We start from the raw sequence: 15,214 nt of genomic DNA on the forward strand, positions 1-15,214 counted from the left end.
AATTATGTTTGCACTGCAAACTAAATGCAAGCCTGGTACGCTGCCCCAGGTGGACTCTGTCGTCTGGTTGGGCAGGGGGCGAGCCTCAGCGCACGGCGTCGCAGGCGGCACCGTCGATAAGCGAAAACGCCCGATCATACGCGTCCTGGCTGGGGGCCAGCCGGCGGATGAGGGCAAGGCCCGCCCCATCGAGAAACACGGTTTCGGTCGCGTCAGGCAGGCCTTCCGGCGAGGCGCCTTTATCCTTCGGGTGCAGCAGCAGAACGGCTGCGTCCTGCCCGTCCAGCGACGACACGAAGACATTGTTGGTGCGGCGGTCGAAGATCGAGAGTGAGCCATACCCCTCCCAGCCCGGAGCCGTGATCAGCACAGGCCCCTCCGACGTATCGAAGCGGCAGATCGCATAGGAGAGGTCGGGCGAAGGGCGGACGATGGTCTGCGTCTGCGGCGTCATCCGGGGCGAGGCCGTCCACTGGTTCATCGGAACGCCGCGTTCCGCCATGCGCTCCATCGCCGTCGCCATGATCTTCGCCGGGATGGCCTGCAGCACAACAAAATGCCCAAGCGCCGCCGTCGCCGCAAAGACGAGAAGAGCGAGCAGCCAGCGCATCAGCCTTTCCTCTCGCAGGCAATCTGTTCGATACTCGGCGGCGTCAGCGCGGTTTCCGGCGACGCCAGCAGCGCCTCGCTGGGCAGGTAGAGGCGCAGCGTCAGGTCAAATGTCCCGGCCGCCTTGCTGGACACCCATTGGCGGGGCTCCATGCCGCCCTGGTCCGCGCCGATCATGAAGGTCCAGTCTTCCGCCATGCCAAGCGCTTCGGCATCGCTTGCATCGAAGGAAAGGGCGCCGTCCTCATTCATCGGCAGGCGGCTGTCAGCGTCATAGAGCGTGATCGACCACCACTCGGCCGGGAAGCTGCCGCCGGAGACCCGGTAGGCGCAGTTTTCCTTCAGGGCGCGGCCCTTCTCATCAACCGACCGGGTGAAATACACCGCCTCTTCCTTGCGCAGGGCGAGCAGGCCATGGCGCGCGATCCGGGCGCGGACATAAGGATCGGCGGCCTCTGACCCGATTGACCAGTCGCTGCGCCAGTCCTCGATGTCGATGCCGTCTCCGAGCCGGGGCCCGAAGGGCAGCAGGCCACCCATCCAGAAGGCAGAGCCCACCCCGGCAGCAAGTCCGAGAATCGCGGCAAGCAGGAGCGGCAGCACGAAACGCATGAGCTTTCCTACTGCCGCTTTTCGCCAGCGTGAAGCCAAAATCCAGGTTCAGGCCGGGCTGCCCTGTTCCATGGCCGCTGGCCGCCGGGACGGTTTTGGTTTCAGCCCGAACCATGGCCGCAGCCAGCCCACCCGCCGGATGAGATATTCGTGCAGCAGGGCGCAACCACCCATGGTCACGAGGACCAGAAGCGCAAACTCGGTCCAGACATCAAGGCCCTGCCGGGTCAGCCAGAACCCGGCCATCACGATGATGGTCTGGTGCAGGATGTACCAGGGGAAGACCGCCTCGGTCATGTAGGTGAGCGCTGGGCCAGCCCGGTTGAGATAGCGTTCCGCCAGCGCCAGCAGCGACAGGATCGCCAGCCAGGCATAAGCAATCCGCGCCATGCGGGCCGGCCAGATGATCCAGTCCCAGCCGGAGGTGCTGCTGGCCAGCATGTCCCAGTTGCTCCAGACAATTGTCAGACCGCTCCCGAGAGCAAGCGTCAAGACAATCACCGGCAGGATGGCGCGGCGAATGGCGGCCCAAAAGGCGGCATCCTTCGCCAGCAGGAAACCCGTCATCAGAATGGTCAGACTGTGGGCGTGGTTGGCCCAGTCCCAGACGAGATTGTGGGTTGTCGGAAAGTATGGATCGAGAAACAGCCGATAGGCGGTGTGCGGCAGCAGCGGGAGCGCGATAACCATCACGATGCCCAGACGGCCTGCGAAAAGCCGTCCCGTAATCGCTGCGCCGCGCCCTTCCATGAAGCGTGAAATCGGCCCGGCAACAGGCGCCAGCATCAGCGAATAGACCAGCAGGTAGACAATGTACCAGAGATGGTTCCAGGTCGGGGTGATGATGGAAAAGTCCGAGGCCGGGTTCAGGTATTGCGGATAGAAGGCAAGGAAACCGCCATCGAACTCGCCGCTCTCGACAAGCTGCAGCCAGCTCTGCGGGGCAACGACAAGCACCACCCCGGCGAGGATCGGCAGGCCCATGCGAACCACCCGGTCTCTCGCCAGCCCGCCCGCGCCCAGCTTGGCCGACAGGAAGCGCAGGGCGACACCGGATATGAAGAATAGCAGCGACAGCCGCCACGGGTTGAGCAGGCTCATCAGCGGCTCGGCGCCCTCGCCCGCATGCACGCTTTTCACGTGCCACTCCCACGGCACGTAGAACATGCCGATATGGTAGAAGATCAGCAGCAGGAAGGCGATGATACGCAGCCAGTCGAGGTCATGGCGCCTTGTGTTGAATTTGGTCACGGGGCGAAGTCTCCAGTCAGGTTTGAGCCGACCGTGGCAGAATGACCCCAGGCCATCAGCTGCGAAGACGCGAAACGAGGCCGGGCGGGACAAGTGGCTGGCCGCTGGGACGAGTGGCGGCATGCCGGGACGGGCGGCGCGGAAAGCGCTTCGGCTGCGAACCGGTATGTGGCAAGGAAGCGCTGATGACTGAGGACATCCGCCACCCCGAATTGGAAGCCGACCGGCGTGCCGACCGGCGAACCTATCTCTATTTCGGCTGCTTCCTGTTTGCCTCGTTCATCGTCCTGTCGATGTCGGACCAGCACGATTTGAGGCGGGCTGGCGCGGCCTATCCCGACTTGCCCTGGCTGTCACAGGCGACGTCCCACCTCGTCGTCTTTGCGCTGACGCCGTTCATCACCTTCATGCTGAGCCGCTACCCGCTCTCGGCCTGGCGGCGCAGCCTGCCGATGCATCTTGCCGCAACCGTCGTCTTCTCGGCCGTGCACATCGTCGCCATGGTCGCCCTGCGAAAGCTGCTGACGCCGCTCGTATTCGGCGTGCCCTATGATTTTGGTTTCGCTGATCCCTCTGTCTGGCTCTACGAATTCCGCAAGGACCTGCTCACCTACGCCCTGATCGCCGCGCTCTTTGCCATGAACCGGCTGGCCGAACAGCGTGGACTGGAAGCGAAAGCGGCACAGGCCGAAGCCAGCGAACGCCACCGCCTGACCCTGAAATCCGGCGGGCGGACCTTCTTCGTCGATGCCGGCGACATCATCCGGGTCCGGGCCGCGTCGAATTATGTCGAAGTGGTCACGCCGGGCCGGACCTATCTGGCGCGCGCAACGCTCAGCGAGCTTGAGAAGCTTCTCGAAAGTGCCGGCGGGCGGCATGTGCGCGTGCACCGCTCGCACATCGTCGATACCAACCATATCCGCGAAATCATTCCGACGGGTGAAGGCGATGTCACGCTTGTCCTCGACACAGGCGAGGAAGTGCCCGGCTCGCGCCGCTACCGTGACCGCTACGATGCACGGACATGATCGCTTCGTCTGGTGGCGGGCGCTGCAATTGACCGAACACAAGCCCGTGATTTGAATTCCGCGATGGCCAACGGGCTGCTAAGGCTTCGCGCGTCGGAGGAAGCTTCATGAAACTGCTATTGACGGGTCTTGGCTGGGTCGGGCGCGTGTTTGTCGGGCTTATACTGCTGACCGGCATGGCCAATTGCACGCAGCTGGGGCTCAACTATGCCAGCCTCGATGTCGATGGAAAGCCAGCGGCCTACCCGCCGATTGCCGATGACCCGGAAGAATTCCTCGCCGAACGCGAGATGTGGAAGGCGAGGCTGGAGACCCATGTCTTCGGGCCCTTCCCCGAAGGTGTTGAAGCCCGCCTCGTCAGCCATGAGGTCATCGACGACGCCTATATTGGCGGGCTGGCAAGCCTCGAGGAGTACATCATCGAGATCCAGGGCAGCGGAAAGTCCCGCCAGTTCACGCTCGGCATTGCCTGGCCGCAATCGGACATGCCTGTTCCGGTAATCATCAGCCAGTCCTTCTGTGGCAACCAGACCGCTTTCCAGTACCCGGACATGTCCCCACCAATCGACGAGAGCGTCAGCGACTTTTGCGGCGGCGGGGAGGACAGCACGATGTCGCGCGTCGCGCGGCTGATCTTCGGCCGTTACATTTCCAGCCCGCCCATGGAGCAGGTGCTCACGCGCGGTTATGCCTATGCGAGCTTCTACACCTCCGAACTCATCCCGGATTCGCGGAAACCTGCACGCGCCCTGATGCCTGACTTCCCGCACGGTCCGCGCGGCGAAATCACCGGTGCGGTATCCGGTTGGGCGGCCGGCTTTTCGGCCGCCATCGACATTCTTGAAGACGACCCGCGGACCGATCCGGCGCGCACGGCGATCATCGGCCATTCGCGCTCGGGAAAGTCGGCGCTGGTTGCCGGCACTTATGACAGAAGCATCGATGCGATCATTGCCCACCAGGCCGGCACAGGCGGCACGGCGCTCAGCCGGGACAAGCCGGGCGAGACCGTTGAAGGGATGGTGAAAAACTACCCCCACTGGTTCGATCCTGCGTATCAGGCTTTCGATGCCGAAGGCCCGAACACAACGCCGGTCGACATGCACGCCCTGATCGCCCTGAACGCACCGACCCCGCTGCTCATCGGCAATGGGCGGCGCGATGTCTGGTCTGACCCGAATGGCAGCTGGCGGGCCACGCTGGAGGCCGATCCCGTCTACAAGGCCGCCGGCACGGGCGGTCTCGACCAGTCCGGCATGCGCGAGGCGAGCGCCGATGCCGACCTTGTCTTCTGGATGCGCGCCGGCGGACACGCGATCACTGGACAGGACTGGGATTTCTGGCTCGACTGGCTTGACCAGGTCATGCCGCAAGGAAACGAGGTGCCAGCCGCCTCGAATACGGCTAGCGTCTCTCCCGGCAATTAGCTGGGAGGAACTATAAAATGCCGTTTCAAGCCGAAGACCTTTATCCCGTCCTCGCCCTTATTGTGTGGACGCTCGTCATGCTGCTCTGGATGTATGCCACGCGCATCCCGGCCATGCAGAAAGCGAAGATCGATCCGAACGATGCGCGCCATCCGGGTGCCGGTTACAATGACAAGATCCCGTCCAGCGTCCGGTCGGTCGCGGACAATTACAATCACCTGCACGAGCAGCCGACCATCTTCTACGCGCTGGTCTTCTTTGCGGCGCTGACAGGCGGGAGCGACAACATCTTCATGTATCTCGCCTGGGCCTATGTCGGCCTGCGCGTCATTCATTCGCTGGTGCAGGTGCTGTCATCCCAGGTCACGCAGCGCTTCCTGGTCTTCATGCTCAGCTCCATCGTGCTGATCGTGATGGCTGTTAAGGAAGTGATCCGGATCGTCGCCTGATCCTTTGAAGCATATGAGCGGCGCGGGGGAGCTTCCCCCGCATCGCGTTTCGTTTTAGACGCGGGGTCATGGCCACTATTCCCGTTTCCCGCCTTGAACAGGTCATTGACCGGTTCGACCAGGTCGAAGCCCGTATGGGCGCGACAACCGATGGCGACGAGATCGTCCAGCTCTCGCGCGAGCATGCCGAGCTGAAACCCGTTGCCGACAAGGCCAAGGAGCTGATCGACCTGAAAGCGCAGCTCAAGGACGCCGAGACGATGATGAACGGCGCCGACAAGGACATGGCCGAGCTGGCGACCGAGGAATACTACGACATCAAGGAACGGCTGCCGGCGCTGGAAAAGGAAGTCCAGCTGCTGCTCATCCCCAAGGATATCGACGACAAGGCCAATATCGTCCTCGAAGTGCGCGCGGGCACAGGCGGCGACGAGGCGGCCCTTTTTGCAGGCGACCTCTTCCGTATGTATTCGCGCTACGCCCAGCTGGAAGGCTGGAAAGTGGATGTGGTGTCCGTCTCCGAAGGCGATGTCGGGGGGTACAAGGAAATCATCGCCAATATCGAAGGCGATGGCGTCTTCGGTAAGATGAAATGGGAAAGCGGCGTTCACCGCGTGCAGCGGGTTCCGGAAACCGAAAGCGGCGGGCGCATCCACACCTCCGCCGCGACGGTCGCCGTGCTGCCGGCCCCTGAAAACATCGAAATCGACGTGCGCCCGGAGGACATCCGGATCGATACAATGCGCTCCTCGGGCGCGGGCGGCCAGCACGTCAACACAACCGACTCGGCGGTGCGCATCACCCACCTGCCCACCGGCATCGTGACGACCAGCTCGGAAAAGTCCCAGCATGTGAACCGCGAAAAGGCGATGGAGCAGCTGAAGATCCGCCTCTATGAACGCGAGCGCGAGGAGAAGGATTCCGCGCGTGCCGAAGCTCGCAAGGACCAGATCGGATCGGGCGACCGTTCGCAGAAAGTGCGGACCTACAACTATCCCGAAAACAGGGTCAGCGACCATCGCATCAACCTGACGCTCCATTCACTCGACAAGATCATCACCGGCGACAAGCTGGACGAGGTCATTTCCGCGCTGATCGCCGAGGACCAGGCGCGCAAGCTGGCCGCCATGGACGAAGATGCATGAGGCGAGAACCTTCAAGGCCCAGCTGGCAATTGCCGCTGCGCGGCTGAAAAGCGCCGGCTTCCACAAGCCTGGCCGCGAAGCGCGCCAGCTGATGCAGCATGTTTGCTCAATGAGTGCGTCCGATCTCATTCGCGAAGAGCTGTCCGAAATGGATGACAAGGCCCGCGGCGCATTCTTTGACCTGGTCGAGCGGCGCGTCTCGGGTGAGCCCTTCGAATACCTGACGGGCGTCGCGAGCTTTTACGGCCTCGACTTCTACTGCACGCGCGAGACACTGATCCCGCGGGCCGACAGCGAGGTTGTCGTCGACGAAGCCCTTGCGCGCCTGCCGCTCGGCCGGACGGCGCGTGTCGCCGATCTCGGCACGGGAACGGGCTGCCTGCTGATTGCGCTATTGAAAAACCAGCCCGGGCTGAGCGGCCATGCGGTCGAGAAATCGTCGGCCGCCGCCGCGATCGCACGAAAGAACCTCATTCGTCACCGGGTCAGGAGCCGCGCGTCGATCACCATCGGATCCTGGGAAGACTGGGATGGCTGGGGCGACGTCGATCTCATCATTTCCAATCCGCCCTATATCCGGACAGGAACGATCGCCACGCTCGACGCAAGCGTGCGCGCCTTCGAGCCACATGACGCGCTGGATGGCGGAGAGGACGGCCTGGAGGCCTACCGGTCGATTATCTCGCTCGCGGCGGCACGCCTGAAGGAAGGGGCGTGGCTGGTCTTCGAAATCGGTTTCGACCAGCGTGAAGCGGTCACCGGGCTGCTCGAAAAGGCCGGCTTCGGGTCCATTTCCTGTGGACAGGACCATGGTCAGCGGGACCGCGTTGTTGCCGCAAGGCGTTGAAAGCGCAGCAGGGGGCTTGGCGAAAGCCCAAATGCGCGCTAGAGCAAGAGTCGGCCAGAGGGCTCCTTCTCATGAGAATGGATGCCCCGCCAGGAGCAAGCGAAACATCACTGAGTATATTCCCGACCGGGATGTGACGCGAACGGTCTGAGATTACAGACAAGAACGGGATCAGGAACTTAGCGTATGCAACGCAAGCGCGGACGTGGACGCCGTTCAGGTGGAAACAACAGCAATAATCCGAACCGGCACTATGAGAGCACCGGCCCGGACGTGAAAATCCGTGGTTCGGCGCAGCAGATTCTCGACAAGTATCAGCAATATGCGCGCGATGCCCTGACAGCCGGCGACCGGGTGAAGGCCGAAGCGCATTTCCAGCATGCCGAACACTATGCGCGCATCGTTGCGAGCTTCCAGAAGGACAAGCCGCGCAACAAGAATGACGACAACAGTTCGGATGATGACGAGGACAATGACAACACCTCGTCTGACGACAACTCCAATGAGTCGCAGAACAATCAGGACAATTCCGGCTCGCAGGACGAGAGCAATGACGGCAAGAAGCCGCGCGGCCGTGGCCGCAAGCCGAAAGCCGAGAAGGAAGACAAGGATGATCCGATGCGGGTCATTGCGTCGGACAATGACGGCAAGTCTAACACGTCCGATGATAGCTCTTCCTCAGGCGAGGATGACGGCCAGTCCAAGCCGCGCCGGCGCACCTATCGCAAGAAGGCTGAAGCTTCCGGCGAGAATGACGGCGTGATGTCCACACTGGCCCGCGGCCGTAGCAGCGGTGGCGACGACGACAGCTCCGATGACTCCCGCGAATCCAGCCAGGCCGAGGCTGCCGCCGAATAGGCCGCTGCCGCAACACAGAAATCACGAAAAAGGGCGCCCCGATCGGGGCGCCCTTTTGTTTTGATCCATTCTCGTCCGGCCCGGCGGGCCCGCCGGCCTATTCGGCGGCGATGTGGCGCTTCTTGTCGAACATGGCCCAGACGCCGTCCGCGCCGTGCCAGTCGCCCTGCGTTGCGCCTTTCGAATACTCGGTCGCGCGCGCCTCGAAGAAGTTGGCATGCTCGACGCCGTTCAGGATTTCTGTCAGCCACGGGATCGGGTGCTTGTCGACACCGTAGATCGGATCGAGCTTCAGCTGCCCCATGCGCCAGTCGGCGATGTAGCGGATATACTGCTTGATATCGTCTGGCGTCATGCCCTGGACTTCGCCCGCCTCGAACGCCAGTTCGATGAACTTGTCCTCGAGCTTCACCACGGTCTGGCAGCAATCGGCGATATTGTCCTTAACATCCTTGGTGAGCGCGCCCGTCTCCTCGGCGAAGGTATGGAACATCTTCATCATGCCTTCGCAGTGCAGCGACTCGTCACGCACCGACCAGGACACGATCTGGCCCATCCCCTTCATCTTGTTGAAGCGCGGGAAGTTCATGAGCATCGCGAAGGATGCGAACAGCTGCAGGCCCTCGGTGAACCCGCCGAAGACGGCCATCGAGGTCAGGATGTCCTTTTCGGTGTCGCAGCCGAACTGGCCAAGATAGTCATGCTTGGCGGCCATCTGCTCATATTCCATGAAGGCGCCAAACTCAGAGTCCGGCATGCCGATCGTCTCGAGCAGAAGGGCGTAGGCAGCGATATGGACCGTCTCCATGTTGGAGAAGGAGGCCAGCATCATGCGCACTTCAACCGGTTTGAAGAGCGGCATGTAGTTTTCCATGTAGTTCGCGCCGACTTCCACGTCCGACTGGGTGAAGAAGCGGAAGATCTGCGTCAGCAGGTTGCGCTCCTTGTCAGTCAGCTTGTTCGACCAGTCCTTGCAGTCCTCGCCGAGCGGAACTTCTTCCGGCAGCCAGTGAACCTGCTGCTGGATTTTCCAGAAATCATAGGCCCACGGATAGCGGAACGGCTTGTAAGCCTTGCTCGGTGTCAGCAGGCCGACGCCTGACGTGTTTACGAGTGTCATGGCTTTACCCCTTTCTGGATCATCAGCACCATATATGGTGCCAAACACATCTCTCGAACGCAAGATATATACAGCTGAGGGTTAACAAATTTCCACAGCGAAAGGCCGGCCTGTGGATCAGTATGCCACCGAGACAGACACCGCGCCAAACCGCTGCGGGCCCGCCTGCCGCTGGAACTCCTCGGTCCGGTGCACATAGGTAAAGGCGACCTGCACATTCTCGACATGCACGGCAAGGCCTGCCTGGAAGTCACCGACGAGCTTGTTGCGATCGGCGACGCGCGGCCCGTCGCGGAACGCATTGCCGTCCAGGAACATGTCCCGCAGCACAACCCGTCCGTCGAGACCGGCGAACAGGTAGGCGCCGAGCGGCTTTTCCGGGGAGAAGGTCCCCGCGCCGGAAAGGGCCGGACGGATTCGCGGCGGGCCAAAATCAGATTCGAGATCCCAGCCGATTCGTCCGACCAGGCCCGTGCCTGCATAGGTGCGCACATTGCCGAGCGCGCCGCCGCCATAAAAACCAAAATCAGTTTGCAGCCCCAGAGGCAGGTCCGGGCCGTCAAACAGGGCCATCCGCTGGGCGATCAGCTCGATCCCGGGTTCGTCGCGCAGCTGGTAGTCCCAGCCCTGGGGCTGCGGCGCACCGATCATTTCATGCCAGTTGGTCTGCACGAATTCGCCGAGCGCCGACGGGCCCACAACGCCGAGATTGAGCTGCAGGACATCCTGGATGTGCCTGTCCGATGCGACAACCGTGCCCGACAGGTAAAGCCAGCCGGCATAAGGCCGGTCGTCCGGGTCCGGCACGCTCTGCGTAATGTCCTGCGGCGTAAAGATGGCGTGTGAAAGCGCCAGTCCCTGACGCAGGTTCCGCCGCTCAAGATCCAGGAAGGGAAGCCGCTCGGCCGCCCAGTTCAAGACCGGGAAGACGTCATTAGCTGGCGAGACGCGTTCGATGCGCACGCCATTGGTGTAGTTCCGGTCCGTTCCGCCAAACAGGTCGTTCTCGGATGTCAGGGACCAGACACCGCGATTGTTCGATGTGTCGCCTTCATCCTGCGCGCTGGCGAGCGGCGCCAGGACAAACAGGGCGGACAGGATCACTGAATGGTGAAAGGATGGCATGGCGGGCAAACCGGAACAGGAGAATTTCCTGCGGCCTAGCGTGCCGGCAGCGCCTCGTCAGCTAAAATTACAGAAATCAGCTCGCGATCGCAGACTGCGCCGCATCAATCAGCATTTTTCTATTGTAGAGCCTAGCGGCGCAGCGTGAAGCTGATGCCGGCAAAGTTCTCGACGTCCTCGCGGCCCTGCATGCCCCGCTCATTGTATGAGATTTCGCGGCGGATATAGCTTACCGATAGCTGGCCACCGCCCTGGGTGAGGGACAGGCCGGCCTGCATGTCACCAACCGTCACCTGGTCACGAAGTGCCATGCTGTTTGTCCAGCCACGATCGCCATACGGTTCATAGACGAGCGCTTCGCCGTCTGCGCCAGCAAAGAAGTACCAGCTCTTGGCTTCGACATCAGCGCCGCGCTGGTCGAAATTCTGACCGATCCGGATTTCACCACCGAAGCGGCGGGTTTCGAACTGGCCGTCCTTGCGCACGCTCATGCGTGGGACGACGCCGACATCGAAGCCGAAGCCGGTCTGTGCATTCGCGGCCGAGAGTGTGAAGGAGGCATCGAACTCTCTCACTGACCGGGCCGGCATGCTGAAATTGGCGGATTTGCGCGCGCCCTCAAAATCGATGATGGCCGACGCATTCGACATGCGCCGTGCGCTGAAATCCGGGCTGAAGGACACGTCGGCGTCCAGGCCGCTCCGGCCGAGCACCGGTGTAATGGAAATCGACGGTGTCGGGACGGTCTGCGACTGCGACAGCGAGAAATCAGGAGACGTATGGAGGAGCAGCGCCGGCTCAGCAGCAACAACGCTGGCGGATGTTGGCAGAGCGGCACGCGAACCGGTCAGCCCGGACGCCTGCATCACACCGGCACGACTTGGCGTAGAACTGGCGGTGTCACGAACCTGCAGGCTCGTGCCATAAGCACCGCTCGCGCCAGACTGGCAGCCCTGGCAGGCAATCACGGCAAGTGTGGATACGCTTAAAAGCATTCCTTGTCCGACGCCTCTCATAGTCCGAACTCCCCAGCGAACTTGCATAGGAGAGTCCCGTTTCTATCTTAATGTATCATGAAGCCAGCCGGCCCGGGAGTCCCTTTCGGGTGAATTCATGTTTAACTCGCATAGCAGTAATTCGCATGGCGCAAAAAGGTTCCATGCCCCGTCATCATTACAGATTGCGTGCCGCGCGGCATGGTTAGACAGGGGTTAACGAATTCAGAAAATTTCGACCTATTGAAATTTCAGCGCCGTTGCCGGTTCGCGCGAAGGGGGATAAGCCGAATATCATCCACACGTCTGAGGGGACGACTATGAGACACATTTCCATTCTGGCGGGACTGGCCGTGCCTGCCCTCCTGCTGGCTTCCTGCGCCACATCAGAGCCTGAGCGGCTGGAAGATATCGCGTCGCGGGCCACTGCTGCCTGTCCGGCGGCGGTGGAGCGGTCCAATGCGGCCGGCGATTACGCCTATGACGTCTCGACCTGCGAATGCATTGCGGGTCGGATTACGACGCCGCTCTGGTCCGATGAGAATTCGTCCTATTCCGGCGACCCGATGCCGATCAAGGATGCCAAGGCCATCGCCAGAGCCATCCGTACCGGCGAAACGCTCGGCAAGGGGCTGGAAGAGGCCAAGCAGAATATCTCCGTGCCGTCGGCCAATTCCGTCAATACGTGCTTTTCAAAGTACTGATCGCAGGCGCGCTTTGCGCTGTTTCGGCAGCGGGAAGCGCCCTGGCCGCTCCGGATGGCGATCGGGCCGCGAGGCTGGCGCAAAGCCTCTGCCCTGTCCTGCAGCCTGGCGATCTTGTCTTCAAGGGGGCCAGCACGGCAATCTGGACGCAGCTCGCTGCGGGCTGGTCTGATGCGACCGACCGGCGCTGGGGCCATGTCGGCCTCGTCGTAACTGTCGACACGCAGGGCGAAGGCCGGCCGGACGCCAGCCCAGACGCCGGAGGCTGTGATGCGGGCATCGTTCACGCCGATACCGGAACGGGCAATCCCGGACAGCCCCCGGGGCCCGGCGAAGCGATCGGCGCCGTCCGGGATGTCCCGCTCGAGGCCTTTCTCGGCGATGTCGACCATGTCGGAGTCTTCCGCCTGGCGCTCGACGCTGACCAGCGCGCGCGGATGCTTGCCTGGGCCAGAGGTAAAGCCGAGCGTCGCACCCCCTTCGACCGGGGCTACAATCTCGACAGCGAGAACAATCTCTACTGTACCGAGCTTATCTGGCGCGCCATGTCGAAAGGCCTCGGCGCCGATGCGGTCCCGCAGAAGAGCCATCGGATGGGCCGCACCTATATCGCCCTGTCGGACCTGTCCCGCCATCCGCTGGCAGAGGAGCTTGTTGACCTCGACGTGTCCGACTGCCCGCCCGGCAGTGACTGCGAACAATAGTGAGCCACGCAAGCGGGTAGACCCCTCGCAAAATCGGTGGCAAATCTTCTCTTCAGAGGGGAAGAAATGCCAAAAAACAGAATAAGAACTGCCCTTAAGTCTTCTGTCCGCATGAGCCGCCTGGCCGCCATTCCACTGGCCGCCGCGTACGTTTTCGCCGCGCCAACGCAGGCGCCAGCACGCGCACAAACTGCTTCGCAGGCCAGCTATTCGGTCGACGCTGAAGTGGCTGCGGCCCTCTACAACGCGTCGGCGACGCAGGCCGCAATGGAGCGCCAGTACAGCAAGCAACTGTTCGAAGCGCGCCAGCAGATCGACGCCCTGCGCAAACAGATCAAGGCCGCACCGTCCGCCGCCGACAATTCCGGACGCGTCGAGGAACTTGAAAGCGTGGTTGCCGCCAAACAGCGCGAGATCATCGACCTGCTGGCGCAGCTGGATGAAGCCTATGCCCGCGAAGTCTCGACGCTGGAAGAAGCCTTCGAGAACATCGCCTCGACGCCGGAAGGGCTCAGGGCGCTCGACATGTTCAACAATGGCGACCAGCTCGCCGCCATCACCGTGCTGGATGAGCTTCGCGCCGCCAAGGAGCGGGCGCGCCAGGCTGAACTGGACCGGGCCAACGCCATGGACGCGCGGTCCATCGCCTACCTGGCGCTTGAAGCCATCGACAGCGGGACCCTCACCACCGCGCAGGTCATCGACCGCTTCGAGGAAGTCACCCGCCTTGATCCGACACGGTTTCGCGACTGGATGGTGCTGGGTGACCTCTACAAGACCGCAGGCGATCTTGGTCAGGCGAGTGCGGCGCTGGATCAGGCCGAAACGCTGGCCTCGGGTCCGGAAGAGCGCGCCGAAGTCCTCGTCGTATCGAGCGAAGTCGCCATGGACCAGGGCAACCTTTCACGCGCCGAAGCCCTGCTTGCAGGCGCAAGCGATGCCTGGAAGTCGGTGCTTTCGAGCGATCCGGACAGTATTCCGGCCCTTGATGGCATGGCGGCAATGTCAATGCTGATTGGAGAGCTGAACGAGGACCAGGGCGATCTTCGCGCCGCACGCCGCGCCTATGAAGACGCGGAAGCCCATGCCGACCGGCTGGTCGCCCTCGAACCCGACAATCCGAATTTTACCTGGCGCAAGTCAAACGCCGTGGCCTTTCTCGGCTTTGTTGACGGCAAGGAAGGGAACGAGGCGGGAAAGCGCGAAAAACTCAACCAGGCGCTGGCACTTCGCGAGGCCGTGCTGGAACGCGTGCCGGGCCTGCCGCGGGTGCGGCTCGGCATCTCTTCGATAAAGGCCACGATGGGTGGGTTCGACGCGCTTAGCGATCACCGCGCCCTGCTGACCGAGCTGCTCGAAACCGACCCCGGCAACACCGAATGGCAACACACGCTGGCCATCACCAACATCCGGCTGGCTGGATGGTATAACCAACAGGTCGACCTGGTCTCCGCGTCCGACCATTTTGAGGAGGCCGTAGGGCTGCTGGAGGCTCTCGTCGAGACCGAACCCACAAACACAAACTGGCTGCTCGACCTGCAATACGCCCTGACACAGCACGCTGCAGCCTTTGTCGGTTTCGGCGACTACAAGGGTGGCGAAGCGGCAGAGCGGAAAGCCGAATCCGCCTTGCTGCGCGTGCTTGCCATCGACAGCGGCAATGTTCGCGCCCAGACACAGCTGGTATGGTCCCGTATTCGTCTTGCCGGCATGCTGATGGGACAGAAGAAGTATGACGCCGCCAACGCGCTGTTCGACGAATCGATCGCCGAGGCCCGGGCGCTGCAGGAACGCGAGCAGACCCGGACGGCCCATGCCGAGATGCTCGCTGTCGCCCTGCAAAGCTCTGCTCTGCCGCTGAGACTGACCGGCAGGTCCGAGGAGGCCGTCGCGCGCTATATCGAGGCCGAACAGATATGGTCGGGCTTCGTCGCCGAGTCGCCGGGCGACGATCAGGCGCTAGAGGATCTCGCCACGTGCCGGCGTTTTCTCGCCACGCACTATCGCGATGAAAAGCAGTTCGACCAGGCCGAGACCTACGCCCGCAAGAGCCATCTGGCCCTTCAGTCCCTCGCTGAGCAGGCGCCATCGGATACTGGACGCCAACGCGACCTGCAGGAGTCACACTCGCTGCTTGGGAGCATTGCGCGCGATCGCAAGGATTATGAAACGGCGCTCGCCGAATACCAAACAGCCTTGTCGATCAACCAGCGTCTCCTGGAGAATGATCTGGGCAACATCGACCTCACCATGGACGCAATGGATATCAAGATGATGGTGTCGGCAACGGAAACAGACCTGCGGCTTCAGCAGCTCGGTCTGGATTAGAACAGGACTGAG

15 protein-coding genes are annotated in these 15,214 nt (G+C 62.3%); 9 read left to right on the top strand and 6 right to left on the bottom strand.

The genetic code is table 11. The features are described from left to right. Positions 1-85 precede the first annotated feature (85 nt). The 3 genes from D1223_RS05685 to D1223_RS05695 are packed head-to-tail and all read right to left on the bottom strand — an operon-like array spanning position 86 to position 2,472. Positions 86-610 (bottom strand): DUF1254 domain-containing protein, encoded by a 525-nt coding sequence (locus tag D1223_RS05685; RefSeq protein ID WP_119375461.1) that lies wholly within the window; start codon positions 608-610, stop codon positions 86-88. Continuing rightward, complete coding sequence (locus D1223_RS05690) at positions 610-1,221, bottom strand: DUF1214 domain-containing protein (protein ID WP_119375462.1); 612 nt, start codon at positions 1,219-1,221, stop codon at positions 610-612. Before D1223_RS05690 ends, D1223_RS05685 begins: the two co-directional genes overlap by 1 nt. A gap of 48 nt (positions 1,222-1,269) precedes the next feature. Further along, positions 1,270-2,472 (bottom strand): acyltransferase family protein, encoded by a 1,203-nt coding sequence (locus tag D1223_RS05695; RefSeq protein ID WP_119375463.1) that lies wholly within the window; start codon positions 2,470-2,472, stop codon positions 1,270-1,272. Between the two features lie 185 nt (positions 2,473-2,657). Here D1223_RS05695 and D1223_RS05700 point away from each other — a divergent pair, with 185 nt between their 5' ends. From D1223_RS05700 to D1223_RS05725, 6 genes are all read left to right on the top strand, one after another. Beyond that, positions 2,658-3,500, top strand: a complete 843-nt coding sequence (locus D1223_RS05700; RefSeq protein ID WP_158588417.1) for a LytR/AlgR family response regulator transcription factor — start codon at positions 2,658-2,660, stop codon at positions 3,498-3,500. A 107-nt stretch (positions 3,501-3,607) separates the two neighbouring features. Then, positions 3,608-4,927 (top strand): alpha/beta hydrolase family protein, encoded by a 1,320-nt coding sequence (locus tag D1223_RS05705; RefSeq protein WP_119375465.1) that lies wholly within the window; start codon positions 3,608-3,610, stop codon positions 4,925-4,927. A 17-nt stretch (positions 4,928-4,944) separates the two neighbouring features. Then, on the top strand, positions 4,945-5,376 hold the full coding sequence (locus D1223_RS05710) for an MAPEG family protein (RefSeq protein ID WP_119375466.1): 432 nt from the start codon (positions 4,945-4,947) through the stop codon (positions 5,374-5,376). Positions 5,377-5,444: 68 nt separating this feature from the next. Next, the gene (gene prfA, locus D1223_RS05715) at positions 5,445-6,521 is read left to right on the top strand and encodes a peptide chain release factor 1 (protein WP_119375467.1); all 1,077 of its coding nucleotides are present in this window, start codon (positions 5,445-5,447) and stop codon (positions 6,519-6,521) included. Then, positions 6,514-7,368 carry a peptide chain release factor N(5)-glutamine methyltransferase gene (gene prmC, locus D1223_RS05720; RefSeq protein WP_119375468.1) on the top strand — a complete coding sequence of 285 codons (855 nt, stop codon included), beginning with the start codon at positions 6,514-6,516 and terminating at the stop codon, positions 7,366-7,368. Before prfA ends, prmC begins: the two co-directional genes overlap by 8 nt. Before the next feature lie 186 nt (positions 7,369-7,554). After that, a complete protein-coding gene (locus D1223_RS05725; protein ID WP_119375469.1) occupies positions 7,555-8,226 on the top strand; it encodes a DUF4167 domain-containing protein in 672 nt (223 codons plus the stop codon). A gap of 97 nt (positions 8,227-8,323) precedes the next feature. Here D1223_RS05725 and D1223_RS05730 read toward each other — a convergent pair whose 3' ends face one another. The 3 genes from D1223_RS05730 to D1223_RS05740 form a co-directional block, all read right to left on the bottom strand. Beyond that, positions 8,324-9,346 carry a ribonucleotide-diphosphate reductase subunit beta gene (locus D1223_RS05730; protein WP_119375470.1) on the bottom strand — a complete coding sequence of 341 codons (1,023 nt, stop codon included), beginning with the start codon at positions 9,344-9,346 and terminating at the stop codon, positions 8,324-8,326. 117 nt (positions 9,347-9,463) lie between these two features. Continuing rightward, a complete protein-coding gene (locus tag D1223_RS05735) occupies positions 9,464-10,471 on the bottom strand; it encodes a lipid A deacylase LpxR family protein (protein WP_119375471.1) in 1,008 nt (335 codons plus the stop codon). A 131-nt stretch (positions 10,472-10,602) separates the two neighbouring features. After that, positions 10,603-11,466: a lipid A-modifier LpxR family protein gene (locus D1223_RS05740; RefSeq protein WP_158586539.1), complete on the bottom strand. Its 864-nt coding sequence runs from the start codon at positions 11,464-11,466 to the stop codon at positions 10,603-10,605. A gap of 320 nt (positions 11,467-11,786) precedes the next feature. Here D1223_RS05740 and D1223_RS05745 point away from each other — a divergent pair, with 320 nt between their 5' ends. From D1223_RS05745 to D1223_RS05755, 3 genes are all read left to right on the top strand, one after another. Beyond that, a complete protein-coding gene (locus tag D1223_RS05745) occupies positions 11,787-12,170 on the top strand; it encodes a hypothetical protein (RefSeq protein WP_119375473.1) in 384 nt (127 codons plus the stop codon). Beyond that, entirely contained in the window at positions 12,152-12,874 is a 723-nt protein-coding gene (locus tag D1223_RS05750; protein ID WP_119375474.1) for a YiiX/YebB-like N1pC/P60 family cysteine hydrolase, read from the top strand. Before D1223_RS05745 ends, D1223_RS05750 begins: the two co-directional genes overlap by 19 nt. Positions 12,875-12,985: 111 nt before the next feature. Then, positions 12,986-15,202: a tetratricopeptide repeat protein gene (locus D1223_RS05755; protein WP_158588418.1), complete on the top strand. Its 2,217-nt coding sequence runs from the start codon at positions 12,986-12,988 to the stop codon at positions 15,200-15,202. The last annotated feature ends 12 nt before the right edge of the window (positions 15,203-15,214 follow it).

It is taken from the genome of Henriciella mobilis (genome assembly GCF_003576285.1).
GTDB lineage: Bacteria > Pseudomonadota > Alphaproteobacteria > Caulobacterales > Hyphomonadaceae > Henriciella > Henriciella mobilis.